Annotated in this window: 19 protein-coding genes, 4 tRNA genes and 2 pseudogenes; 8 read left to right on the plus strand and 17 right to left on the minus strand. The window is 40.4% G+C overall.

The genetic code is table 11. The features are described from left to right. Nucleotides 1-2 precede the first annotated feature (2 nt). A complete protein-coding gene (locus DYC50_RS09545) occupies nt 3-1,229 on the minus strand; it encodes an ATP-binding protein (protein ID WP_115249975.1) in 1,227 nt (408 codons plus the stop codon). 125 nt (nt 1,230-1,354) lie between these two features. Here DYC50_RS09545 and DYC50_RS09550 point away from each other — a divergent pair. Beyond that, nucleotides 1,355-1,649: pseudogene (locus DYC50_RS09550) on the plus strand (type I restriction enzyme endonuclease domain-containing protein); the annotation flags it as partial. 106 nt (nt 1,650-1,755) lie between these two features. On the opposite strand, the pseudogene DYC50_RS09555 reads toward DYC50_RS09550, so the two are convergent. Together DYC50_RS09555 and apbC are read right to left on the minus strand one after the other, a co-directional pair. Then, nucleotides 1,756-2,409 (minus strand): annotated as a pseudogene (locus DYC50_RS09555) (IS1595 family transposase). Nucleotides 2,410-2,850: 441 nt separating this feature from the next. Then, complete coding sequence (gene apbC, locus DYC50_RS09560; protein ID WP_115249976.1) at nt 2,851-3,975, minus strand: iron-sulfur cluster carrier protein ApbC; 1,125 nt, start codon at nt 3,973-3,975, stop codon at nt 2,851-2,853. Between the two features lie 191 nt (nt 3,976-4,166). Between apbC and metG the strand changes: the two genes are divergently transcribed. Next, the gene (gene metG / locus DYC50_RS09565) at nt 4,167-6,218 is read left to right on the plus strand and encodes a methionine--tRNA ligase (RefSeq protein WP_115249977.1); all 2,052 of its coding nucleotides are present in this window, start codon (nt 4,167-4,169) and stop codon (nt 6,216-6,218) included. Between the two features lie 83 nt (nt 6,219-6,301). On the opposite strand, the gene DYC50_RS09570 is transcribed toward metG, so the two are convergent. Further along, nucleotides 6,302-7,144 carry a DNA ligase gene (locus DYC50_RS09570; RefSeq protein WP_115249978.1) on the minus strand — a complete coding sequence of 281 codons (843 nt, stop codon included), beginning with the start codon at nt 7,142-7,144 and terminating at the stop codon, nt 6,302-6,304. Between the two features lie 219 nt (nt 7,145-7,363). On the opposite strand from DYC50_RS09570, the gene DYC50_RS09575 reads away from it, so the two are divergent. Continuing rightward, nucleotides 7,364-8,509 (plus strand): 5-methyltetrahydropteroyltriglutamate--homocysteine S-methyltransferase, encoded by a 1,146-nt coding sequence (locus tag DYC50_RS09575; RefSeq protein ID WP_115249979.1) that lies wholly within the window; start codon nt 7,364-7,366, stop codon nt 8,507-8,509. A 138-nt stretch (nt 8,510-8,647) separates the two neighbouring features. Here DYC50_RS09575 and DYC50_RS09580 read toward each other — a convergent pair whose 3' ends face one another. Beyond that, nucleotides 8,648-8,869: a hypothetical protein gene (locus tag DYC50_RS09580; protein ID WP_115249980.1), complete on the minus strand. Its 222-nt coding sequence runs from the start codon at nt 8,867-8,869 to the stop codon at nt 8,648-8,650. Between the two features lie 222 nt (nt 8,870-9,091). Beyond that, nucleotides 9,092-9,562, minus strand: a complete 471-nt coding sequence (gene bcp, locus DYC50_RS09585) for a thioredoxin-dependent thiol peroxidase (RefSeq protein WP_115249981.1) — start codon at nt 9,560-9,562, stop codon at nt 9,092-9,094. 137 nt (nt 9,563-9,699) lie between these two features. Here bcp and dapA point away from each other — a divergent pair, with 137 nt between their 5' ends. From dapA to gorA, 4 genes are all read left to right on the plus strand, one after another. Then, nucleotides 9,700-10,596, plus strand: a complete 897-nt coding sequence (gene dapA, locus DYC50_RS09590; RefSeq protein ID WP_115249982.1) for a 4-hydroxy-tetrahydrodipicolinate synthase — start codon at nt 9,700-9,702, stop codon at nt 10,594-10,596. Between the two features lie 151 nt (nt 10,597-10,747). After that, nucleotides 10,748-11,752 carry an outer membrane protein assembly factor BamC gene (gene bamC / locus DYC50_RS09595; protein WP_115249983.1) on the plus strand — a complete coding sequence of 335 codons (1,005 nt, stop codon included), beginning with the start codon at nt 10,748-10,750 and terminating at the stop codon, nt 11,750-11,752. Nucleotides 11,753-11,833: 81 nt separating this feature from the next. After that, complete coding sequence (locus DYC50_RS09600) at nt 11,834-12,679, plus strand: 23S rRNA (adenine(2030)-N(6))-methyltransferase RlmJ (protein ID WP_115249984.1); 846 nt, start codon at nt 11,834-11,836, stop codon at nt 12,677-12,679. Nucleotides 12,680-12,798: 119 nt separating this feature from the next. Beyond that, on the plus strand, nt 12,799-14,154 hold the full coding sequence (gene gorA, locus DYC50_RS09605; RefSeq protein ID WP_115249985.1) for a glutathione-disulfide reductase: 1,356 nt from the start codon (nt 12,799-12,801) through the stop codon (nt 14,152-14,154). Nucleotides 14,155-14,270: 116 nt separating this feature from the next. On the opposite strand, the gene DYC50_RS09610 is transcribed toward gorA, so the two are convergent. From DYC50_RS09610 to mnmC, 9 genes are all read right to left on the minus strand, one after another. Continuing rightward, nucleotides 14,271-15,530 (minus strand): NRAMP family divalent metal transporter, encoded by a 1,260-nt coding sequence (locus DYC50_RS09610; protein ID WP_115249986.1) that lies wholly within the window; start codon nt 15,528-15,530, stop codon nt 14,271-14,273. 177 nt (nt 15,531-15,707) lie between these two features. After that, nucleotides 15,708-15,782, minus strand: a tRNA-Gln gene (locus DYC50_RS09615). 44 nt (nt 15,783-15,826) lie between these two features. Further along, a tRNA-Gln gene (locus tag DYC50_RS09620) sits at nt 15,827-15,901 on the minus strand. Between the two features lie 27 nt (nt 15,902-15,928). Continuing rightward, nucleotides 15,929-16,013: transfer RNA gene (locus tag DYC50_RS09625), tRNA-Leu, on the minus strand. 4 nt (nt 16,014-16,017) lie between these two features. Then, nucleotides 16,018-16,094 (minus strand) — tRNA-Met (locus DYC50_RS09630). 145 nt (nt 16,095-16,239) lie between these two features. Then, on the minus strand, nt 16,240-17,463 hold the full coding sequence (locus DYC50_RS09635) for an ROK family transcriptional regulator (RefSeq protein WP_115249987.1): 1,224 nt from the start codon (nt 17,461-17,463) through the stop codon (nt 16,240-16,242). A 157-nt stretch (nt 17,464-17,620) separates the two neighbouring features. Further along, complete coding sequence (gene nagA, locus DYC50_RS09640; RefSeq protein ID WP_115249988.1) at nt 17,621-18,766, minus strand: N-acetylglucosamine-6-phosphate deacetylase; 1,146 nt, start codon at nt 18,764-18,766, stop codon at nt 17,621-17,623. A gap of 23 nt (nt 18,767-18,789) precedes the next feature. After that, entirely contained in the window at nt 18,790-19,593 is an 804-nt protein-coding gene (gene nagB, locus DYC50_RS09645; RefSeq protein ID WP_103854081.1) for a glucosamine-6-phosphate deaminase, read from the minus strand. 137 nt (nt 19,594-19,730) lie between these two features. Further along, nucleotides 19,731-21,764, minus strand: coding sequence for a bifunctional tRNA (5-methylaminomethyl-2-thiouridine)(34)-methyltransferase MnmC2/FAD-dependent 5-carboxymethylaminomethyl-2-thiouridine(34) oxidoreductase MnmC1 (gene mnmC / locus DYC50_RS09650; RefSeq protein WP_115249989.1), 2,034 nt, complete (start codon nt 21,762-21,764; stop codon nt 19,731-19,733). Nucleotides 21,765-21,921: 157 nt separating this feature from the next. Here mnmC and fabB point away from each other — a divergent pair, with 157 nt between their 5' ends. Beyond that, nucleotides 21,922-23,142, plus strand: a complete 1,221-nt coding sequence (fabB, locus tag DYC50_RS09655; RefSeq protein ID WP_103855823.1) for a beta-ketoacyl-ACP synthase I — start codon at nt 21,922-21,924, stop codon at nt 23,140-23,142. Between the two features lie 1,066 nt (nt 23,143-24,208). Here fabB and DYC50_RS09675 read toward each other — a convergent pair. Together DYC50_RS09675 and xerC are read right to left on the minus strand one after the other, a co-directional pair. After that, nucleotides 24,209-24,391, minus strand: coding sequence for an antitoxin VbhA family protein (locus tag DYC50_RS09675; RefSeq protein WP_115249991.1), 183 nt, complete (start codon nt 24,389-24,391; stop codon nt 24,209-24,211). A gap of 283 nt (nt 24,392-24,674) precedes the next feature. Continuing rightward, a complete protein-coding gene (gene xerC / locus DYC50_RS09680; protein ID WP_115249992.1) occupies nt 24,675-25,565 on the minus strand; it encodes a tyrosine recombinase XerC in 891 nt (296 codons plus the stop codon). Between the last annotated feature and the right edge of the window lie 49 nt (nt 25,566-25,614).

Consider the following 25,614-nt stretch of genomic DNA (forward strand, 5'->3'; position numbering starts at 1 on the left):
TTTTAGCCATAATTTTGTTCCCCAAACACCTTCCAAAACGGCACAATCTCAATCACTTTGCCATCAACAATCATTTTATCTTCCTGATCAAAAGTAACAATAACGCCTTGCTCCAATTTAAAGAAATTCATAGCATCAACTAAGCCGTCCCGTTCTCGGGCGATATTTTCGGCGTTTATCTGCCAGCAGACTTGGATAATCTGTGTTGGCGTGCTGTTTTGGCAGACCACAAAATCACATTCTTTGTTGTTTTCATTGTAGTAATACAGCTCGGAAAATTGTCGTCTAAGTTCCCAAAATACGGCATTTTCCAGTTTTCTGCCAAGATCTTGGCTGAAAGATGGGCTAATTACACGCTGTAAACCATTGTCAATAAAATAGACTTTTCGTGGGTTAGCGAGCTGAGTTTTGTAGGAATAAGCAAATTTTGGCAGCAAATGGATCACATAGGCTTGCTCTAAATGCGAAAGATATTCCTGTACGGTGGAAGTGCTTTTTACTTCAAGGCTTTGTTTGAGTTTGTTTGCACTGATTAAATTGCCCACATTACCCGCCAGAAAAAGTAGCAGACGCTTCATCGCACGTTCGTCACGAATGCCAAAACGGACGATAATATCGCGGTATAAAATATCGTTAATCAAGGCGTTTAAAATTTCATCTTCATTAAATTGCAGATATTGCGGAAAACCACCGAGAGTCAAATAATCTGAGACCCCTTCAGCATTTTTTGCCTTGCCGAGAAATTCGCAAAATTCCACAAAAGAGAAAGGGAAAAGCTCTTTACTGATGTGCCGCCCTGTCAGTTTTGTGCCGAGCTCACGGCTGAGCAAAGAGGCATTAGAACCCGTTGCCACCACTTGATAGCCCTGATCAAGTTTGCCTCGCACATACACTTCCCAACCGTCAATCACTTGGATTTCATCAAAATAGAGTGTTTGAATCTGTGGGTTTTCTGCAATGATTTCATCGAGCAAGGCAAAATCGCTAAACTCAAAATTAAAAAGTTGAGGGGTATCGAAGTTGAGAAAAAGATAATTATTTTCTGCTTGTTTCTTAATAAGTTGAGTGAGCAATGTACTTTTTCCACTACGACGAATACCCGACACCACCAAAGCAAAATTAGGCAGAATTTTGATTTTTTCCAGTATTTTTCGTGGATAGGTCTGCTGCGATAATAACTGCTGTTGCTGGCTTGTAATAGCTTGGGTAATTTCTGATTTTAACAACATAAACTAACTCCTTATCAATCTGTTCGTTACTAACAAACAAAAGCATTTGATACTAATGGAAGCTATTTTATGCGAAAAATAGAGAGAAAGGCAAAGTGTTTGTTGCTATCGAATAATAGTATTTATTAGGCCTTAGCACGGCGGAGCTGGCGTTTTACGATGCCTTAAGCCAAAACCAAAGTGCGGTGGAAATTTTGGGCGATGAAGTGTTGCTGAATCTCGCCAAAGAAATCACCGAAAAATTGAAAAAATCCGTTACCATTGATTGGCAGTATAAGGAATCTGTGCGGGCGAAAAATGCGTGGGCTGATCAAAAGAACGCTCAGAAAATATGGATACCCACCAGAGAACAAAGATGAAGCCATTGAGTTTATGCTCAAACAAGCCGAAGTGATGGCGGACGAGTTGAGTAAAGCATAATTGATGGATAAAAAATAGGCTTAATCATTAAGCCTATTTTTATTGTTAATATAAAAAGTGCGGTGTTTTTTTCCCACATTTTTTATGGGGCTGTAGTAGATTAGCCCTAAATTTCACACCATTTTCGCAATATTTTTAACTGCTCTTTTGGTGTCCCAAAGTTAAACCGAAATTCACATTCCTTCAAGAATAAAGGAAAGTTTTTTCGGTTAATTCCATTATATTTTCGCAGTATCCGCTTCGCCTGATTCCAAAAATTTTCAATGCCATTAATATGATTTTGTTTCACCGCAAATAGCTCGGAATGATTGATTCGTTCGTGGTGAAATTCACTCACATCAAGCGCATCATAACTGCGATAAGTGTCCGTATAAACCCAGCCATCAGGCTTGATTTTTCTTTTAATAACAGGGAGTAATGTTTCTCTCTTGGTGTTTTCAACCACAACAGTAAATACCTTTCCTTGTCGTTTTAGTCACCCAAAAACAGCAACTTTTCCAGCCGCTCCTCGTCCTCGTTTTCCCTTTCGATGACCACCAAAATAGCTTTCGTCTAGTTCAATTTCCCCCTCAAAAATCTCGTTAACTTCAAGGGATAAATGATAGTCAATCACAAGCCTGATTTTATGGTAGAACAAAGCGGCTGTATTCGGTTGAATATCTAGCAAATTTGCTGCCGTTCTTGCAGTAACTTCTGCGACAAAAAACTCAAGCAGTTTTTTCTGTATGGATTTCTTTAATTTACAATATGTTATCTTCATTTTTGTAGTATAGCATTGTTGCTAATCTACTACAGCCCCTAAAATTTTTAGAAAAATCACACCGAGCGAGAGCGAAGCGAACATCAGGCTGATTTTTCGTTAAGAAAATTTTATTGGAATGAGGAAAAGCGGGTTCGTTAAATTTCTCACTTACAGACAAGGCATTTTGTCGAAGACAGTACGCCAGTACGGCAAGACAAAATAACGCAGGCTGTGAGTAAGAGAAATTTGACGATGATTGGGGAGCTTTTCTTTGCTTACTCTCTTTTGGGTAAGCAAAAGAAAGTAAGTCGCCAACGGCGAAACCCGTTATTCATTCTAAAGACAAAAGCGTTTAACCAACAATAAAGAACCAAATAATAAAGAGCGGTCATTTTCCACAAATTTTTAACCACTTAAAACTCCGTGAAAAACCACCGCTCTTTTCGTTGATGCTATTTTTTATTCCACCGCTTTAAATAAAATCTCGCTTGGAATAATTTCGCCTTGCCAATAAAGTTCGCTGGCAACTTTTTCGGCGAGTTGTAGGAAAGATTGGGCAATTTCGCTGTCTGGTGCGGAAATAACTGTTGGTTTGCCGTTATCCATATCTTCGCGCAAGCGGATATGTAATGGCTGTTGTGCTAGCACTTTTACTTGATATTTTTCCGCCATTTTTTCTGCGCCACCTGTACCAAAAATAGGTTCGTGATGGCCGCAGTTGCTGCAAATATGCACAGACATATTTTCCACAATGCCAAGCACAGGGACAGAAACGCGCTGGAACATTGAAATGCCTTTAATCGCATCAATTAAAGCAATATCTTGCGGTGTGGTAACCACAATCGCGCCAGTTACAGGGATTTGTTGTGAGAGCGTAAGCTGAATATCGCCTGTGCCGGGTGGCATATCAATTACTAAATAATCTAGCTCCACGCCGTCTTTCGCCCATAAGGTTTCTTGTAAAAGCTGGCTTAGCGCACTGCTTGCCATTGGGCCGCGCCAGATGGTGGCGTTATCAGGTTCCATCAAATAGCCAATGGAGTTGGTGCGTAATCCATACACTTCAATAGGGTTAATATGTTTGTTGTCTGGCGAAGTTGGACGCTGATCTGCCACGCCAAGCATATGGGGGACAGACGGGCCATAAATATCCGCATCGAGCAAGCCAACTTTTGCACCTTGTGCTTGTAAGGCTAAGGCTAAATTGACGGAAACGGTGGATTTGCCTACACCGCCTTTGCCTGAACTTACTGCAATAATATTTTTGATGCCTTTTACCGCGGGGTGATTATTGGCGCGTTTTAAGGTGGCAATTTGGTAGTTCAGCACCCATTTTACTTCTGTGGCTTGGGTGATTTTTTCTAGCGCAGTGGTTAGCGCTGCTTTTAATTGTTCAAAACCACTGTTCCACGCAAAAGGCATTGTGATTTCAATGCGTAAAACGCCTGCGCCTAGCTCCACTTTTTTGATCGCATTAAGGCTGATTAAATCACGTTGTAAGCTAGGGTGTTGAAATTGTTGGAATAATTGTTGAATTTCGGCTTGTTGAGCCTCGCTTAAATTCGCTGAAAAATGAATGCTCATCATTATTTCCTATTGTTAAGTCGCTGTTAAGTAAATGGTTAGAGAATAGTTGAGTAAATTTGTGGGTATATTTAAACACGGCAAGGCGGTGCTGTTAAGTATAAATTGAGATAAACCGCCTTGAACTGGAAAAAATACCGCCAATAAGGTAAAATTCGGCACAATTTTTCTGATGATAAAGGTAACAGATAATGTCAAATTCACCTCGTAAAATTTTAGTCACTTGCGCATTGCCTTATGCAAACGGTCCGATCCATTTAGGACATATGCTTGAGCATATCCAAGCCGATATTTGGGTGCGCTTCCAACGTATGCGTGGCAACGAAATTTATTTTGTTTGTGCTGATGATGCGCACGGCACGCCAATTATGCTTAAAGCCGATCAAATGGGCATTACCCCTGAGCAGTTGATCGCTGATGTGCAACAAAAACACGTTGAAGATTTCAAAGGCTTTAACATTAGTTTTGATAATTATTATTCAACCCATAGCGAAGAAAATCGCGAGCTAGCAGAAAGCATTTACAATAAATTAAAAGAAAATGGTTTTATCAAAAGCCGTACTATTTCGCAATTATTCGATCCTGAAAAGCAAATGTTCTTGCCTGATCGCTTTGTTAAAGGCACTTGTCCAAAATGTAAATCCCCTGATCAATATGGCGATAACTGTGAAGTTTGTTCTGCCACTTACAGCCCAACGGAATTAATCGATCCGCGTTCTACGGTATCGGGTGCAACGCCTGTGTTGAAAGAAAGTGAGCATTTTTTCTTTGACTTACCAAGTTTTGAAGCAATGTTGAAAGCGTGGATTCGCTCTGGTTCATTGCAACAAGAAGTAGCAAATAAAATGCAAGAATGGTTTGAAGCGGGGCTGCAACAATGGGATATTTCTCGTGATGCACCTTACTTCGGCTTTAAAATCCCAGGCACAGAAAACAAATATTTCTATGTTTGGCTTGATGCCCCGATTGGCTATATGGCTTCATTCAAAAACCTGTGCAACCGTAAAGGCAACATTGATTTTGACAGTTTTTGGCATAAAGATAGCCAAGCTGAGCTTTATCATTTTATTGGTAAAGATATTATGTACTTCCACTCATTATTCTGGCCAGCGATGTTAGAAGGGGCGACATTACGCAAGCCTGATAATATTTTTGTACACGGTTATGTTACGGTGAATGGCGAGAAAATGTCGAAATCTCGCGGTACATTTATCCAAGCGGCGACCTATTTAAAACACCTTGATCCCGAATATTTACGTTACTACTATGCGGCAAAATTAGGCAACCGCATTGACGATTTAGATCTCAATTTGGAAGATTTCGTACAGCGCGTAAATACCGATGTAGTAAACAAATTAGTCAATCTTGCTTCACGCAATGCAGGCTTTATCCAAAAACGTTTTGCTGGGGAATTAGCGGCCAGCTTGCAAGATCCTGTTTTATTTGCAGAATTTACTTCACAAGCGGATCACATTGCAGCTTATTACGAAAACCGTGAATTCGGCAAAGCCATTCGTGAAATTATGGCATTAACGGATAAAGCCAATAAATATATTGATGAAAAAGCCCCTTGGGTCATTGCCAAAGAAGAAGGCCGCGAGCAAGAGTTACAACAAGTTTGCTCAATGGGTATTGAGTTATTCCGTGTATTAATCGGTTACTTAAAACCGGTGCTACCCCAATTAGCCGAACGTGCTGAAGCCTTCTTACAGACTGAAATTACTTGGGATAACCTTGCAACACCATTGCTTGCTCACAAAATTGCGCCGTTTAAAGCCTTGTTCTCTCGTTTAGATATGAAGCAAATTGAGCAAATGATCGAAGCATCAAAAGCGGAAAATGCTCAACTTAATCCGCAAAGTAGCACAGAAAAAAGTGCGGTACAAAATGCAGCAGATTTTGAGCCTTTTGAAGAAACCATCACCATTGATGATTTCGCCAAATTAGACTTGCGTGTTGCCAAAGTACTGAAATGCGAAGCCGTGCCCGAAAGCAATAAATTATTGAAATTTATCCTAGATTTAGGCGTGGAACAGCGTCAAGTGTTCTCGGGCATTAAAGCAGCCTACAACAAACCAGAAGATCTGGAAGGGCGAATGGTGATTATGGTAGCCAATCTTGCACCGCGCAAAATGAAATTTGGTATGTCTGAAGGAATGATCCTTTCCGCAGGCACAGGCGGCGCAGATTTATTCTTGCTTGATGTAGATTCTGGCGCTAAAGCAGGTGCGCGCGTGAAATAATCTTCCTTAGATATTCATTTCACAATTTAACCAACTTATTATCAAGGCAGATGAAAATCTGCCTTATTTTTTACCGCACTTTATTAATAATTTTTACCGCAACAATCTTCTGATGATTTCCGCCAATAAGTGGCAAATCTTGGCAGCCCTTTTTGTGTTAGACCACGATATTTGTAGGTTATGATTGAACCGATTGGCGGTGGATTTTCTCTATCCGTTAATTTAAAACCTGAACCGATACGAAATTCGCCACGCTGATTTTTACAAGTAATCGCACCGAGTTTATCAGCAAATTGCCCTTTGCCTTTATAGTGTGTAATCACTTCACATTCTTCATCAAGCGCGGTCTTTAATTTCAAAATTTGCTGACTGCGTTTGTTTTCATAAGGCACGTTAGGGTTACGCAGCACCAAACCCTCCCCTTGTTTTTGTTCTACTTCACGCAAGAAATCTTGCACTTGGGCATAATGTTCAATTGGAATTTGCTTAATAATTTCAATATGTTGGCTTGGGTGCTGGGCTAAATAATTTTCCAACACCGCTAAACGTTCAAATAAATTGCCTTTGACATTAGGCACATCAAACACATAGAGCTTTAATTTTTCCCAGCCTTTATCTTTTTGCGAACGCACAATAGAAGAAATTTGCTCAAATGCATTGCGTTGGCTAAACAGTTCACCATCAATGGTAAAAGGCGGAAAATCTTTAATGAAATAATATGGCGGCGTGAGAATTTTATTCTGTCTTGTAAAAAGCTGTTTGCCGTCCCAGTATCCCCTGATGCCGTCTAACTTTTCGCTCATCACCCAACCTTGCACATTTTGATTGTGGTAAGTGCCAAGTAGCATTAAATCTGGCGGATTAGCCTTAGCTAGTAGTGAACATAGCGTGAATAAAATGAGCAGGATAGGCTGAATATAAGGCATAATTTTCTCCCCGATTTTTCTGCGCGATAAAAATTTGGTTTGGATATTAAGCGACTTTTTTACAGTTGTGGAAAATGCAATTTGGTTTTGCGATCCTGATCGTAAAAATTATTATGGTTTTAAAAGTGCGGTGGTTTTTTGGGGATTTTTTTAGAATATGTGTGAATTTTTTGTTAAAATCACGGCGTTCTATCTAAATATAACTAAAAGAGAGTGATTATGAGCAAACTATTTCCTAATGCACAACTTCGTGATAAAGCGCCCTATCGTTTTGATATTGTTGGCAGTTTTTTACGCCCTGAAAGTTTAAAACAGGCACGTCAGCAATGTAGCTGTGGGGATATTTCTTGTGCGGATCTCACCCAAGTGGAAGATAAAGAAATTGCCAATTTAGTGGCGCACCAAAAAGCAGTGGGCTTACCTGCGGTAACCGACGGAGAGTTTCGCCGTACCTTTTGGCATTTAGATTTCTTAAGTGCGTTAGATGGCGTGGAAGAAGTGGAAGCAGAAAAATTTTCTGTTCAATTTAAACATCATAATGTTCGTCCTAAGACGTTGAAAATTATTGATAAAATCGGTTTCTCGGATACTCACCCATTCCTTGAACATTACCGTTCTTTACAGCAAATTGCTGGCGATTATCCCGTTAAATTCACCATTCCATCGCCTTCAATGTTGCATTTAATTTGTACGGTGCGTGAAACAGATTATCAGCCAATTGAGCGTTATAAAAACAACAATCAACAATTACTTGATGATATTGCGGACGCTTATATTAGTGCGATGCAAAAATTCTATGCACTAGGCTGCCGTAACCTACAATTAGATGACACGAGCTGGGGCGAATTATGTTCTGAAGAAAAACGCCAAGCTTATCAAGAACGTGGCTTCGATTTAGAGCAACTAGCGAAAGATTATGTGTATATGGTGAACCGTATTATTGCCGCGAAGCCTGCGGATATGACCATTACAATGCACATTTGCCGTGGTAACTTCCGCTCAACTTGGTTCTCATCGGGCGGTTATGAACCTGTGGCAGAAACCCTATTTGGTAACTGTAATGTTGATGGCTTCTTCCTTGAGTACGATAGCGATCGTTCGGGCGATTTCAAACCATTGCGCTTTATTAAAGATCAGCAAGTGGTGCTAGGTTTGGTTACTTCAAAAGACGGCAATCTTGAAGATAAAAACGAAATCATCAAACGTATTCAAGAAGCCGCACAATATGTGGACATCAACCAGCTTTGTTTAAGCCCGCAATGTGGCTTTGCTTCAACGGAAGAAGGCAATATCCTGACAGAAGAGCAACAATGGAACAAACTGAATTTTATTCGTGAAATTGTTGAGGAAGTTTGGGGAAAATAATTTTATTTTCTCTACCCTGTGTTAAATAAAGTGCGGTAAAAAACGCAATGTTTTTATCTTTAAACGCACTTTTCCTATAAAAAATCCACCTTAAATAAAAGGTGAATTTTTATATTTTTTAAACAATTAACTGGCTTATTAACCCACAGTGTAAGGAATATCTGTGATACCAGATTCCGCTAATGCTGCGATCACATCTGGCACTTCAACAGTATCGCTGAATTCAGCAACAACTTCTGCTTTATCTTCACCTTTTTGTTTGGTTTCTTCGGCAGATAATGCACCAATGGTTAAAAGCTCAGAAACTAAATCGTGAGCAAAAATGCGTGTAGTGGTAAAAGTGATTTTTACATTACTCATAATGTGCCCTTCTCTTTATTGTTAAATTTGTTATTAAAATGGTATAAGTATAAATAGTCAATACAGAAACTATTTAACCTTGCGATTCTATCATTATTTCAGCGTTTTTGCTGAACTTTTTTCAGCGCCAAAACTAGCGATAAAAAGCCTTATTATTCATAGCGTTAGAAAAACCCAAAAGAATTTCACTGCACTTTACAAAAGGAAACTAATTCGTTCAAGCTAATTTCCTTGCTGCAAATAATCTAGCACCACTTGATGATGTTCACCAGTTTTAAATTTATCAAACACTTTTTCAATTTTTCCTTGTTCATCAATTAAAAACGTGATGCGATGAATGCCGTCATAGGTTTTGCCCATAAATTTTTTCTCACCCCACACGCCAAATTGTTCTGCCACTTGATGATCAGGATCAGAAAGCAAGATGAAATTAAGCGATTTTTTCTCGGCAAAATTGGCTAATTTTTTAGGACTATCAGGGCTAATCCCTAAAATAACCACATTGTGCTTTTCAAGCTCAGCTTTCGTATCTCTTAATCCGCAAGCTTGTGTCGTGCAACCTGGTGTAAGTGCTTTAGGATAAAAATAAACCAAGACTTTTTTGCCGCTAAAATCTGTCAGCGCAACAGGTTGTTCATTTTGATCAAGTAACGAAAAGTGCGGTGCAAAATCGCCCACTTTTAATGTTTGCATAAAAAATATCCTTAAAAATAGCAAGTTAGTGAAAAAAAGCAAAAAAATGATTTGCAAATTAACGCTATTTTAGCGATCCTAATGAGAATTTTTCAAGCAAACTCAATATAGATAACAAAAATAATTCGGAGGCCCTTATGTCTGCAAACAACCCTTTATTTTATGGGAGCATTACAGCTCTGATCACGCCAATGGATCAATATGGTGAAGTGGATTTTGATGCGTTAAAGAAACTCGTTGAGCATCATATCAATGCAGGAACGCACGCGATTGTTTCAGTGGGAACAACAGGTGAATCAGCAACATTAAGCATTGAAGAAAATGTAAAAACCATCTTGAAAACCCTTGAATTTGCAGACGGTCGCATTCCTGTGATTGCAGGCACTGGTGCAAATGCGACCAGTGAGGCCATCACAATGACGAAATTATTAAATGGCAGTGGGGTGGCTGGTTGTTTATCTGTTGTGCCTTATTACAATAAACCAACCCAAGAAGGAATGTATCAGCACTTTAAAGCCATTGCAGAAAGCACTGATTTACCCCAAATTTTATACAATGTGCCGGGCCGTACGGGCAGTGATATGCAACCTGAAACGGTGGCCCGCTTAGCGAAAATAAAAAATATTGTGGGTATCAAAGAAGCAACAGGTGATGTAAGTCGCGTGGCTAAAATTAAACAGCTCGCTGGTGATGATTTCATTGTATTAAGCGGTGATGATGCAACCGGCTTAGAAAGTATGAAAGCAGGCGGTGAAGGTGTTATTTCTGTAACCAACAATATTGCCGCAGCAGATATGGCAAAAATGTGTAATTTAGCCCTTGCTGGTAAATTTGATGAAGCGGAAGAAATTAATCAACGCTTAATGCCACTTCACAAAGATCTATTTGTGGAATCAAACCCAATTCCAGTGAAATGGGCGGCTTATAAACTTGGGTTAATTCCAGAACCTGTGCTACGTTTACCACTCACTGTATTAAGTGAAAGCGCACAGCCAATTATGCTCAAAGCACTTCAAGCGGCGAAATTATTATAATTAACCATAGTAAATAAAGGGGGCGGTGATTTATTCGCCCCCTTTAAACTTTTTCCGAATAAATTGGTCAAAGTTGCAGAAAATTGAATATTTTTATCTTTTTATGCTACTTTATAATATCAAACGCGTAACCTAACCTTGAGGAATAATGATGAAATATTGGTTATTTACCACTCCCCTATTACTCACTTTGGCCGCTTGTTCAACAAGCAATGAAAGCAAGCAATCTGCTGATGATACTTTTAGTAAACACACTGAACAGCAAGTTTCCTTTGCTCCCCTGAATACTGGTGGGCTAACTTTACTGCAAGAAGATAGCACCTACCGCTTACCTGAAACAGGCAAAATTAATTATCAGCCGATGGATATTCGTCCACCAACATCACCTATCGCGTTAATCAATAACTCGATGACGCGTTTTGATGGACAACGTTCATTAATTGTCTACCCACTTGATAAACAAAATGTTTACAGTTTAAAACAAGTAGAGCGTTTATTAAGAGAGCAAGGTATTGGCTATACTGCCACCAGCAGCCAAATTGAAACAACTTGGGCATCAACTGGCCGTAAAGATGATATTGGTAACACACAAATTCGTTATTTAATTGAGCAAGTAACCACAAAAGATGCCAGTGCATTAGCAGTATCCATTTTGCAAATGAAACGTGATAATGTAATTTTCACCCCAACTGAGCTTGATGTTCAACGCTATACGTCTGATCGCTTAAACCAACTTGTTGGCCAATTAAATGCCGCTTACAACAAGCAACAACAGGAATTAAATAGTGGGGTTTCTATTCCAATTAAATCACAGTTAGCGCGTGATATAAACGGTCGCTTAGCCTTGGGCTTAGATGCTTCTTTTACCTATTCTTGGAATAAATTGCGTCCTGCATTAAATTTATTAGGCTTTAAAACAAGCGAAGAAAACCCGGCGAAAGGTTATCGTGAATTAAGCTATTCAGCGCCAGAAGCCACTGAATGGGCAAGATTTGGCAGTGCTGATCCAAAATTAGAAAATGGCACTTACACAATGCAATTAATCTCACTTGGCAGACAAAGTGCGGTAATTATTTCTGATGAAGATAACAAAACCTTACCAGAAGAAAAAGTTCAGCATATCTACCAAGCATTACATAACATTTTAGCGAAGTAATTTAACGCAAAAAATGCCCGCACTTTTTCTTTATTCTGTAAAAGTGCGGTCTTTTTTTATCAAATTTTTAAGGGCAAACAAATGCTGAGTTATCGTCATAGCTTCCACGCAGGCAACTTTGCCGATGTGCTAAAACACATTGTGCAAATGCTGATTATTGAAAGTCTGCAACAAAAAGACAAAGGCTTTTATTATTTAGACACCCACGCCGGTGTGGGGCATTATCGCTTATTCGGCAATGAAGCTGAAAAAACTGGTGAATATAAAGAAGGGATCGGGCGTTTGTGGGATCAAACAGAAATGCCAGAAGAAGTGGCACGTTATGTCGCCCTTATTAAGAAACTGAATTATGGCGGCAAATCGCTACGATATTACGCAGGATCACCGCTGATCGCCGCACATTTATTGCGTCCGCAAGATCGAGCGTTATTAACGGAGCTGCACCCAGCGGATTTCCCATTATTACGCAATAATTTCAAAGAATTTGATAACGTTACCACCAAACGCGATAACGGTTTTCAGCAAATTAAAGCCACCTTACCGCCAAAAGAAAGACGCGGGCTGATTTTGATCGATCCCCCTTATGAATTAAAAGAAGATTATGATTTAGTGGTGAAAGCCATTGAAGAAGGCGTGAAACGTTTTGCCACGGGCATTTATGCCATTTGGTATCCTGTGGTGCTACGTCAGCAAGCCAAGCGTATTGTAAAAGGGTTGGAAAACACCGGCATTCGCAAAATTCTCCAAATTGAAATGGCGGTGCGCCCTGATTCCGATCAACGAGGAATGACCGCAAGCGGAATGATTGTGGTTAATCCCCCTTGGCAGCTAGAAGCACAAATGAAAAAAATTCTGCCTTATTTAACCAAAACCCTTGTGCCAGAAGGCACGGGCAGCTGGAAGGTGGAATGGATCACGCCAGAGTAAGAATTTACCGATTAGATTAATTAGTCGCTTTACCTCGTATTTTTCGGCAAAATAAGCGCAGATTTATTATGGGTTTTTTCGCATTCACAAGCTCAATTCACCAATTTAGGGAGTTAAAAATGACAAAACATTATGATTATATCGCCATTGGTGGCGGAAGTGGCGGTATCGCTTCAATTAACCGTGCGGCAAGCTATGGCAAAAAATGTGCCATTATTGAAGCAAAAGAACTAGGCGGAACCTGTGTAAACGTGGGCTGCGTGCCGAAAAAAGTGATGTGGTATGGCGCGCAAGTGGCAGAAGCGATCAACCTGTATGCACCAGATTATGGCTTTGATGTTGCGGTAAAAGACTTTGATTTCAGTAAGTTAGTGGAAAATCGTCAGGCTTATATTGGACGTATCCACAATTCTTATAACAATGTATTAGCCAAAAATAACGTGGACGTGATCAAAGGCTTTGCCAAATTTGTTGATGCCCACACTGTTGAAGTAAACGGCGAGAAAATCACTGCAGATCATATTTTGATCGCAACGGGGGCTTATCCTGCTCACCCTGAAATTAAAGGCGCAGAATACGGCATTGATTCTGACGGAGTATTTGAATTAAACGCGTTACCAAAATCCGTTGCGGTTGTAGGCGCAGGTTACATCGCTGTGGAATTAGCGGGTGTATTAAACAGCCTAGGCGTGGACACTCACCTATTCGTGCGTAAACAAAGCCCACTGCGTAGTTTTGATCCGCTTATCGTAGAAACCCTTGTGGAAGTGATGGAGCAAGATGGCATTCATCTGCACACTCACGCCATTCCAAAAGAAGTGGTTAAAAATGCTGACGGTTCTTTCACCTTAAAATTAGAAGATGGACGTGAACAAACAGTTGAGAAAGTGATTTGGGCGATTGGTCGTAAACCAAATACCGCAAACATCAACCTTGCAGCAGCTGGCGTGGAAACCAACGATAAAGGCTTTATCAAAGTAGATAAATATCAAAACACCAATGTGAAAGGCATTTATGCGGTGGGTGATATTATCGAAGGTGGCATTGAACTCACCCCTGTTGCCGTTGCTGCAGGACGCCGTTTGTCTGAGCGTTTATTCAACAATAAACCGAATGAACATTTAGATTACAATCTTGTGCCAACCGTAGTGTTCAGCCACCCGCCAATCGGCACTATCGGCTTAACTGAGCCGCAAGCCATTGAGCAATATGGCGCAGAAAACGTGAAAGTGTATAAATCATCATTCACGCCAATGTACAGTGCGGTAACCCAACATCGCCAACCTTGTCGAATGAAATTGGTTTGTGTGGGTAAAGATGAAAAAATTGTCGGCTTACACGGCATTGGTTTTGGTGTTGATGAAATGATCCAAGGTTTTGCCGTTGCCATTAAAATGGGCGCAACCAAAGCGGATTTCGACAACACCGTTGCTATCCACCCAACGGGTTCGGAAGAATTTGTAACAATGAGATAACTTAAATACATATAAGGTGTAACGCTATTATTCATCTACACCTTATATATCAGATGATAAAAATCGGGCTGTACCGCAAAGTGCTAATACAGCCCGATTTTTTTATTATTTATTCTCTAACCAAACAATCCCATCTGTGAAGCGATGAATAGCATTGTGAAGCCTGCAAGGTAGATTAATCCGATGAAGGATAGCCATAATAACCCGCCTTTTACCTTATGTTTGCCATTCATCACCAATGATAAATTAAGCCAAGCAAATACAGGGGTTGCAACAAAAGAGCCGATCATTGCGAATTTAAGCATTGGGCCGACAGCGTTATTGAAGTAGAAAATAATTGCTAGGCCAGATAATGAGGCAAGAATAACTGCCATATTTAATGTTCTTGGGCTGCTTTCTTTTTTGCCCATTAATAAGCGCAAAGTTTCTACATTGGTACGCGAATAGCCATCAACTACAGAAATCGTCGTACCAAAAATGCACATAAATGCAATGAAAGCGATGAGCTCTCTTGCCCATTCTCCAATAGTTGAGGCATACATATTAATCAACTGAGCAATATATTTTCCCCCTACCATTTGAACCGCTTCACCCGATCCAAATTGGACTAATGCACCGAGTGCTAAGAAAACTAATGCTAAAATTGCGGTGCTTATGTAGCCGATATTGAAGTCAAAAATACCATCTTCATAAGACACTTTAGAAATACGGCGTTTTGCTACAACCCACATAGAGCTAATTGCTGAAATTTCAATTGGTGCTGGCATCCAACCCATTAGTGCCACAATAAACGCTAAAGCACTTAAATTCCAAGGTGATGGGGAAATGTAATCTTCCGCTGCCACGCCTTGAATACCATTTTTCATTAATGCTGCGATTACCGCTGCTACTGTGGTAACGGTGAGTGAGATCATTATCAGCTTGGCAAAACTATCTAAAAAGCGATATTTACCTAATAATAAAATAGCTGCGGTTACTACAATAACAATCAAACTCAATATGGAAATAGCTACTGGAAATGGTAGTACAAACGTTAATATAGCTGCACATAATAATGAGATGGCGGCTACGTTGATGACAGTGGAAAAAATATTCAGTAGGAAAAAAATCCATAGATAAATTTTCCCTTTTTGGCGATAGCCTTCAAGCAACGTGTTACCTGAATCTAAAGTATATTGCGCACCAAAACGAAAAAATGGATATTTAAAAAGATTTGCCAAAATAATGATGATTGCAAGTTGCCAACCATAAATTGCGCCTGCTTGGGTGGAAGCGATAACGTGCGATCCGCCAATGGCCGCTGATGCCATTAAAATACCTGGGCCTAGGGCTTTAAGCCTAGTTTTCCAGCCGCTGCTTGATGTGTCTGTTTGCATAATAATTCCTTGTGAAAAAAAGGAAAGGATTATAATTGATATGTGAAGAAAAAACACAACTGCGGTGCGTTTTTATTACATTTTTGACACGCTTGATGAAAAAATAGCTTAACGGTTAAAGGAAGAAAAAGATTAGCTATAAAATTAATAATTTCATTCAGGGGAAAGCAAAATCAATGGCTGGGGTACTAGGATTCGAACCTAGGAATGCCGAGATCAAAACCCGGTGCCTTACCGCTTGGCGATACCCCAATAGGAAATTCTTTAAGAAAAGAAGATTGAAATGTTAGATAGTATGGCTGGGGTACTAGGATTCGAACCTAGGGATGCCGAGATCAAAACCCGGTGCCTTACCGCTTGGCGATACCCCACCTACTAAAGAACTGCAAGCTAATGAATGGTGCGGGACGAGGGACTTGAACCCACACACCTCGCGGCGCCAGAACCTAAATCTGGTGCGTCTACCAATTTCGCCAGTCCCGCAATATGGTGGCTATGACGGGATTCGAACCTGTGACCCCAACATTATGAGTGTTGTGCTCTAACCAACTGAGCTACATAGCCAAACATTTTGCATTCACCTCATCGGCTTTGCGGGGCTAATTATGCTGATCTGACTCCCCTTCGTCAACTCTTTTTTTATGCTTTTTTCTAAATTCTTTCTCATTCGCATAGAGATTATACAAATCGGCGTAAAAGCGACCGCACTTTACTCTGCCAATAAATGTTGTAGCAATCTGCCATCTAATAAGGCTTGTTTAATCAACGCAAATGCGCCAATCACATCTTCATTTTTTAATTCAGATGCCACCAGTGGCGTGCTTTTCACAAACGCGGGTAAAGCCAAGTTGTCTAAGGTTCGGCGAATAGCAGCAAACAGCACGCTTTGCGCTTGCGTAATCTCCCCTGAAATAACAATTTTTTCAGGATTAAACATATTCACACTCATCGCCAACACGCGCCCAATCTGCACGCCAACGTGTTCGATCAAATCCACTGCCACGGCATCTTGCTTATTTACCGCTTTACAAATCGCTTCAATATCGTGACTTTCTAAAGAAATCCATTTGCTTTGATAACCATCTTCTAGCAAACGCTGCATTTTTTCTTCAATTGCAGCATTGCTCACCACCGTTTCCAAGCACCCCACATTGCCGCATAAACAACGTTTACCCAAAGGATCAACCTGAATATGCCCAATTTCCCCCACATTATTTTTGTAGCCGAGAAAGACTTCGTGATTAATCACAATACCTGCGCCAACGCCACGGTGAATACGCAATAATAAGGAATCATAGCAATCTTTGGTAACACCAAAATAATGCTCCGCTAAGGCTAAACTTCGCACATCGTGGCCAATAAAGGTCATTAATTGGAAGTGTTCTGCAAGGTGATTTGCCAGCGCCCAAGGTTCATCAAGGGATAAATGCGGTAAATATTGAATATCGTTGGTTTTCACATCCACAAAGCCCGGCACAGTAATACCAATGGCAATAAATTCCGCATTTTTACGCTGATTTTTTTCGATAAACTGCGCAAGGTGCGTTATTAAAAATTGCTCAATTTGCACCGCACTTTGATGCTCCGGCAAATCCAGAATTTCTCTTTTCAAGAGTTTCGCAGAAAGATCCATAATGGCAAAGGTTACCTGCTTACGCCCTAAATGAATGAGGATGGTGCGAAAGGCTTTATGCTCCGCAATAATAGACGTGGCACGCCGCCCGCCAGTGGATTGTTGCTGCTCCACTTCTTTAATCAGCCCACGCCCTAACAAGTTACGCGTGATTTTAGTCACACTGGCTGGTGCGAGCTGGCTCAGTTCAGAAATTTGAATACGAGAAATCGGCCCTTGCTGGTCAATTAATTTATAAACCACTGCACTATTCATCTGCTTAACAAAATCAACATTCGCGATTTGATGATTATCCCGCATTCTTTTTCCCACACATAAAAAAACATAAAACGAATAATGCTGTATTTTAAAATGAATTGGGCAAAATGCCTAGACTAGAAAATGTCTAAACAAAAAGGCAGCCGAAGCTGCCTTTATTTCGTATTTAAATAGCACTCAAAGTGCGGTAATTTTTGGGCTAGTTTTTATACCACGTCCACTGCCCATTGACTGCGCTGCCTAGCACATCAAAATCATTGTTAAACACAGTCAAATTGGCGATTTTTCCTTCTGCAATATCGCCTAAATGATCATCGACACCAATGGCTTTGGCTGGGTAGTAGTTGCACATTCTTAGGGTTTCATCAAGTGGAATACCCACTTGTTTCACCGCATTTTCTACCGATTCTATCATTGTGATTGCAGAACCGCCGAGCGTGCCGTTGGCATCATAGCATTTGCCATCACGCACATACACGGTTTTGCCGACAAAGTCGAAAGATTCAATATCCGCCCCTGCGGCGGCTGTGGCATCTGTAACAATGCACAGCTTGTCGCCTTTCACTTTTTTATCAATCTTGATATTGTCAAATTCAACGTGCAATCCGTCCACGATAATGCCTGCATAAATATCGCTTTCCAACACCGCACCCACTACGCCCATTTCGCGTCCTGAGCTTATCGGCGACATCGCATTATGCAGGTGAGTAGCAAAACTCGCCCCGTTTTCAATGGCTTGCTTCGCGACCTCATAAGTGGCATTGGAATGCCCGATAGAAACCACAATGCCTTTTGCGACAAACTCTGCCACATATTGAGCCGTTGGATTTTCAGGGGCAAGGGTGATTTTGGTGATCACTGCTGCATTTTGGCATAGAAAATCTTTCATTTCAGGGCTTATGGCACGAATATATTCTGCCTGATGCACGCCTTTCTTTTCGACACTTAAATAAGGGCCTTCCAAATGCAAGCCAAGGGCTTGATTTTTATGCTTTTTAAGATATTCCCCCATTACCGAAACGGCTTGCTTAATGCCCTCATCATCTGCTGTGATAAAGGTTGGCAGATAACTTGTTGTGCCTGATCGCAAATTGGTTTGCTGCATAATTTCAAGGGTTTTCACGGACGTATCACCATTAAACATCACGCCACCACAGCCGTTTAATTGCAGATCAATAAATCCTGCCGTAAGATTATTCCCTTTTAGATCAATTTGTTGCATTCCTTCAGGCAGATTTTCTTGTGGCACGATAGAAAGGATTTTCTCATCTTCCACAATCACCGCGTGTCCATAAAGCACGGCTTGGGCGGTATAAATCACGCCATTAACTAACGCATAACGCATTTTTTCCCCTTCTTTTTTATTCGCTATAACACACTATGAATGGCTTTGGCTTCTAACTCAGTGAAATATTTCACGGTTTTCACTTTTAATTCCTGCGTTGCAGGTTCATCACAAACAAAGATTGCGTGGCGGTGTAGCTGTAACGCACTGATGGTCCAAAAATGGTTCACACTGCCCTCTACACCCGCTTGCAAAGCAAGGGCTTTATTATGCCCTGTGACTAAAAGCATCACTTCTGCTGCGTCAAGCAACGTGGCAACCCCAATGGTTAAGGCATATTTTGGCACTTTATTCACATCATTATCAAAAAAACGTGAATTAGCGATAAGGGTATCTTCTGTCAGGGTTTTAATTCTGGTGCGAGAAGCCAGCGATGACGCTGGTTCGTTAAAGGCGATATGGCCGTCCACGCCAACGCCGCCCATAAATAAATTGACCTTGCCGTAAGATTGCATTTTTTCTTCATAACGGCGACATTCAGCATCAAGATCAGGCGCATTGCCGTCTAATAAGTTAATATTTTTTTCTTGAATATCAACGTGATCGAAAAAATTCTTATACATAAAAGAGCGGTAACTTTCTGGGTGATCTTTTGGCAACCCAACATATTCGTCCATATTAAAGGTTACCACGTTTTTAAAGCTCACTTCCCCTGCTTGATAAAGTTTGATCAATTCTTTATAGGTTTGTAACGGCGTGCCGCCTGTTGGCAATCCCAGCACAAAAGGGCGTTCTTCCGTTGGTTTAAATTCATTAATACGATCAACAATATGACGTGCTGCCCATTTGCTGACTTGCTCAGCGGTTTTTAAAGGAATTAAACGCATAGCTCTCTCCTGTTTGCTATCTTAATTTCATTATTTTGAAGTATCATTTCATAATTTTCATTATAAAATAAGATTAACTTCAAAGAGAAACAGAATTTTAACCAAAAGAGAAAATCGTGATTTATATCACAAAATCGCTAATTATTTACTGGCGTGCCTTTCAGCAATTTTCTTATCCAGCTACGATTTGGGCTGAGCTGATGCAAAATATCTTCACTTAACGGCAAAGGTTCGCCATAAATTAATGAAGCCAGCACTTCACCAAGCAAAGGCGCGGACGTGAGTCCCCTTGAGCCTAATGCGCCGATTAAATAAAGATTGTGATGAGTCGCTGCAGGCGGAATAGGCTGTTTGCGGCGGCGTAGATTAAAGAGATTTTTATAGTCTTCTACTTGCTGTGCGAAATCTGGCACGTTGCCCACCATAGGAATGCGATCGCGCACGGAGCAACGCACGCCGACACGCGCCAAGTTGCCTGAGGTATCAATCTCATTCACCCATTCCACACCCGAAAGATTTTGCTGAATTTTGTGCTGATTTTCTTGCTGTTCTTGTTGGCTGAATTGACGATCTTGATTATCACGAACGTGGCTCGCACCAATGCAATGGCTGGTTTGTTCTTGATCTGCAGGGGTGAGATAGCCGTCATAGCAAAGCACCGCTTTAAGGTGTTTTAGCTGTGCGGTCGTGGGAATTTGGCTCACTTGCCCACGCACAGGGTAAACAGGCAGTTGTACCGTTTGGCTAAAGTCTTTGAGCTTATGCCCGTTAGCAATAATGGCAATATGATGAGAAAAGGTTTCCCCCTGTGAATTAGTCAGCAGCCAGCCTTCGCCTTGTTGAGAAAGTGCGGTGATTTTTTGCGAAGTTTTTATCGTTACGCCACGCTTTTGCAAATAGGCAAATAAATTTTGCACAAATTGACGAGGTGCAAGCCAAGCACCTTGCGGAATAAATGCCCCATCGCAAGGCAGTAGCAAACCAACTTTCTCGCTCAATTCTGCTTGAGAAAGGCGTTGAAATAAGGCTTCGGGCAGATCTAAGTGAGAAATTTTGTTTAATTTCATCGCACTTTTATGATCATAAGCGCAGAGCGCCACGCCGCAAAAATCCCGTTCAAATTCAATGCCTTGCTCAATCGCCCAATGCAGTTGCTGTTGCCCATATAAAAACGCGTGAATATAAAAACGAATGTTACGCTCATCATCATCGCTCAGCTGCGGATAAAATGCCCCTTGCTTGTTGCCTGAAGCATTGAGCGCAGTTTGCTCATCTTCACAATAAAGCGTGATATTCGCGCCACGTTGCAATAAAGAAAGTGCGATAAAGGCAGAAGCAATACCGCCGCCGATAATGGCGATGTCTTGCGCTTCATTCATTTGAGCCGCTTGCGGCAAATACCAAGGGGTTGAAATCGCGTAAGTGCGGTGATTTTTGGCGGAGTTTTCGGGTTTAACACCTGCTAAACATTCACGCTTTTTACCGTAACCTTTGCGTTTATGCACGCTAAACCCTGCATTTTCTAGCCCTTTTCGCACCGCACTTGCAGCGGTGAAAGTGGCAAATGTGCCGTTAGGTTTGCAATAATCAAACATTGCATTATAAAGCTGTTCGTTCCACATTTGCGGATTTTTACTCGGCGAAAAGCCATCTAAAAACCACGCATCAATGCGATTTTGCATATAATCACCCAGTTGCGGCAGGCTTTCAGCAATCTCACCAAACCAAATATCCAACGTGCTTTCGGCAAAATGAAAACGCTGGCAGCCTGTGATCATCGGTTGCCAATGGCGACAAAGTTGCGTGCTTAAATCAGCAAATTCAGGATAAGGCTGATGGGTTTGGGCAAGCTGTGTGGGATTGAGCGGATATTTTTCAAAAGAAATAAAAAACAAACGTTTTAGCGGGCTATGCGGATTGGCTTGGCGAAATTGACGAAAAAGCTGGGTAACAGCAAAAAAATTCAGCCCTGTGCCAAAGCCAGTTTCAGCAATCACAAAATGTCTTTGATTAAACTGATGCCAACGTTCCCACAGCGCATTTCCCTGCTGAAACACATAACGGCTTTCCGCCAAACCGTCTTGGTTGGAAAAATAGACATCATCAAATTGGTGGGAAACGGGCGTGTTTTCTTGATTAAAATAGATCTCTGCGTGGTTAAGTTTAAACATCTTTGCTGGCATCTTTGTTGTGCTACTTGAGTTTGCTATAATAGCGAAATTTTCGGGATTGGTCGAACCTTCAAAGAAATGCTTGCAATATTTTCATTTCGTAGTAAGTTAGCGACCGACTGTATTTTTTACTCTTTCAACTCAAAAGGAATAATCTATGAGAAGAGCGGTGATTACTGGTTTCGGTGTCATTTCCAGTATTGGTAACAATAAAGAAGAAGTATTAGCTTCATTAAAAGCGGGTAAATCGGGCATTGAGTTAGTGCCTGAATTTGTGGAAATGGGTATGCGTAGCCATATCGCAGGTACGCTCAAAATTACACCTTCAGAATTGATTGATCGTAAAGTTTATCGCTTTATGGGCGATGCGGCGGCTTATGCTTATCTTTCAATGAAAGAAGCCATTGAAGACGCAGGCTTAACAGAAGAACAAGTGTCTAACGACCGCACCGGTTTAGTAATTGGTGCAGGAACAGGTTCTGCACACAATCAGCTTATCGCTTGTGATGCCGTGCGTGGCCCGCGTGGCGTGAAAGCCGTTGGCCCTTATGCGGTAACCAAAACGATGGCATCAAGTGTATCGGCTTGTTTAGCCACACCTTACAAAATCCGTGGCGTGAATTATAGTATCAGCTCCGCTTGTGCCACTTCTGCACATTGTATCGGCCACGCTTTAGAATTAATTCAATTAGGCAAACAAGATATTGTTTTTGCCGGCGGTGCAGAAGAATTATCGTGGGAATGTGCCACAGAATTTGACGCAATGGGTGCGGTTTCCACCAAATATAACGACACCCCAGAAAAAGCTTCACGTGCTTATGACGCAAACCGTGATGGTTTCGTGATCGCAGGCGGCGGCGCTGTGGTTGTGGTTGAAGAATTAGAACACGCTCTTGCGCGTGGTGCAAAAATCTATGCGGAAATCGTAGGCTATGGCGCAACTTCTGATGGTTATGATATGGTTGCACCAAGCGGTGAAGGCGCGGAACGTTGTATGAAACAAGCAATGGCAACAGTAGATACCCCTATCGACTACATCAACGTACACGGCACCTCAACACCAGTGGGTGATGTGAAAGAATTAGGTGCGATCAAAAATGTTTTCGGTGATGAAAAACCAGCCATTTCATCAACTAAATCAATGACAGGCCATTCACTAGGTGCGGCTGGCGCACACGAAGCCATTTACACCTTATTAATGTTAGACAACGATTTCATCGCCCCAAGCATTAACATCGAAACCCTCGATCCACAAGCGGAAGGAATGAACATCGTAACAGAAACCAAAGAAAACGCGGGCTTAAATACCGTAATGTCAAACAGCTTTGGTTTCGGCGGCACAAACGCAACATTGGTGTTTAGACGTTATACGAAGTAAATTTAGATTAGAATAAATACATAGAAAAAAGCAGGCGGAATGCCTGCTTTTTTTATATATAGAATTTCTTTTTCTTTAATCCCTTTCATACAGGGCAATGTCTTTCGACTTAATCGCTGCTCCTTCAGGTGTAGCATTACCATTGTATAAATAAAATCCTATCGATACTGTTTGACCTATTTTAGTATTTCATTTTTTATCTTCACCCACCAACCCAAGAAATCTACTTAATTTTGCAAGAAAAATATATATGATACTTACAAGCATAGCCCTTGGCATTATCCTATAAAATATTTCATATTGAAGTATGAATTCTTTTGTAAAAAAGTAATTAACGCCTTTTTGCATAAAATAAATAGTAAGTAATGCCAGATAAAACCAAATACTAAAAAAGACAAAAGAAATTATTAGTTTTAACATTATTTTTTATCCTCACTGTTCATTCTTTCTGGAAGACTTATTTTTTCTGAAAAACCACTCAATAATGAACTCCCAATGAGAATTGATGTTCTATCTTTTACTACCTTATTTCCTATAGATGTGAAAGGTCTTAATCTCTTTCGTACAGGGCAATGTCTTTCGATGTTCCTGATTTTAAGGCTTCTGCATTATACCTTGATTGCTGCATATCCTTATTCTTTGCCAGCCCATCAAGAGCCTTTGAAAGCTCGCTATCTTTAGCAGATCATCAGCCTTTACACCATTTATTAGAACATCATAAGATTTTTCCCCAGTTTTTCAGATTGTGCTTTATTAAAAAGAAATCCACCCGATAATATCTCAGTTGTTATATCCATTAAACTATAACAAACTCTAATCACTCCAAATTTAGGATAGTTACGATTTTTATGCCACAATTCATCACTATAAACTTTTACTTCAGGTCTAAATTTATCTGCTACATTAGGGCTATTCTGATAAATATAACTATTTATTTTCTTTAAGTGTGCAAGATCAAAATTTCCTTTGATAGGGTTATGATATAATCCCCCCTTACAAAAGATTTTATATCCTTTATTTTATCATCAGTATCATATGAAATTTTCATATTAACTTTAATTTTTAGTTAATGGCTATCAATAGCCCTTAACAGTTCATTAGAATATTCTTGACTGTTTAAATAGCCCTGAATGTATTTTTCAGATATATCTAATAATTCTTGAGATAAATAAATTCCTTCAAGTTCAACACTTGCTTTTGCATACATAACTTCTTCACGCCTTTTTGCTTTTTCAGCTTCAGAAAGCATAATTTACCTCTACCTTTAAAAATTATAATAAATATATTATACACTATTATTAAATAGTAAAAACATATTCTTCACATCTTTAAATATATTTTATATATCATTTATAATACTATTTATCAATTCATTTAAGTCTAAATTTAGTTTATTTTTTGCATAATGTAACGAGCAATGTCTTTTGACCTAAAATTAGTACAAATATAATATAAAAATTTGTACTTAGAAAAAATTACACATTTGTAAAAATAGAACTAATCTGATCTGACGCAAAACTGCGGTGCAATTTTCACGATTTTTTTCGTTTTGCTCTCGGGTGTGCGGAATCGTAAACTTGCGCTAAATGTTGGAAATCAAGGTGGGTGTAAATTTGTGTGGTAGAAAGATTGCTATGCCCGAGTAACTCTTGCACAACGCGTAAATCGGAGCTGCTTTCAAGCATATGCGTGGCGAAAGAATGGCGTAGTTTATGAGGGTTCAAATGGCTAGATAGCCCTTGTTTAATGCCCCACACTTCCATACGTTTTTGGATTGAACGGTGGCTCATTCGGTTACCAAGCTGGCTAACGAACAAGGCATCATCTTTTGGATTAAATAACAACCGCACTTTTAGCCATTGTTGAAGCGCGTGTGAAGCATAACGTCCAAAAGGCAAAATTCGTTCTTTGTTGCCTTTCCCGATTACACGCACTTCACGTACACGCAGATTGATGCTATTTAAGTTCAGCCCTTGCAATTCAGATAAACGCAAACCTGAACTATACATTAGCTCCAGCATCGCTTTATCCCGCAAATCGATTGGCTCTTTGCTGTCATTGGCTAATAATTGTTGAACCTGTTCGTTATCCAAATTTTTCGGTAAATGCTTGCCTTGCTTCGGTGCAGATACGCCAACTGCAGGATTAACCGAAAGCTCTCCTTGCTGTACAAGAAAGCTCAAAAATTGACGTAATGCCGATAAGCGCAAAGCTAAACTTTTTTCGTGTAAGCCTGTTTTTTTGCTTTGCGCTAACACAAAGCGCACCACACTGGGGGTTACCTGCTGCCACTGAGAAATCTCGTTTTCCTGCAACAACGCCAGCACCGCCTCAAGCTGACGCTGGTAATTGCTCAATGTATGCGGACTTACCTGTCGTTCAATGCGTAAATAATTCCAATAGTTGCTGAGTTGTTGGTGCATGTATGATTTCCTTTTATTGAATTATTATTTAAATTTTATATACACCTGG

Origin of the sequence: Avibacterium avium, assembly GCF_900454535.1 — a bacterium.
Lineage (GTDB): Bacteria > Pseudomonadota > Gammaproteobacteria > Enterobacterales > Pasteurellaceae > Avibacterium > Avibacterium avium.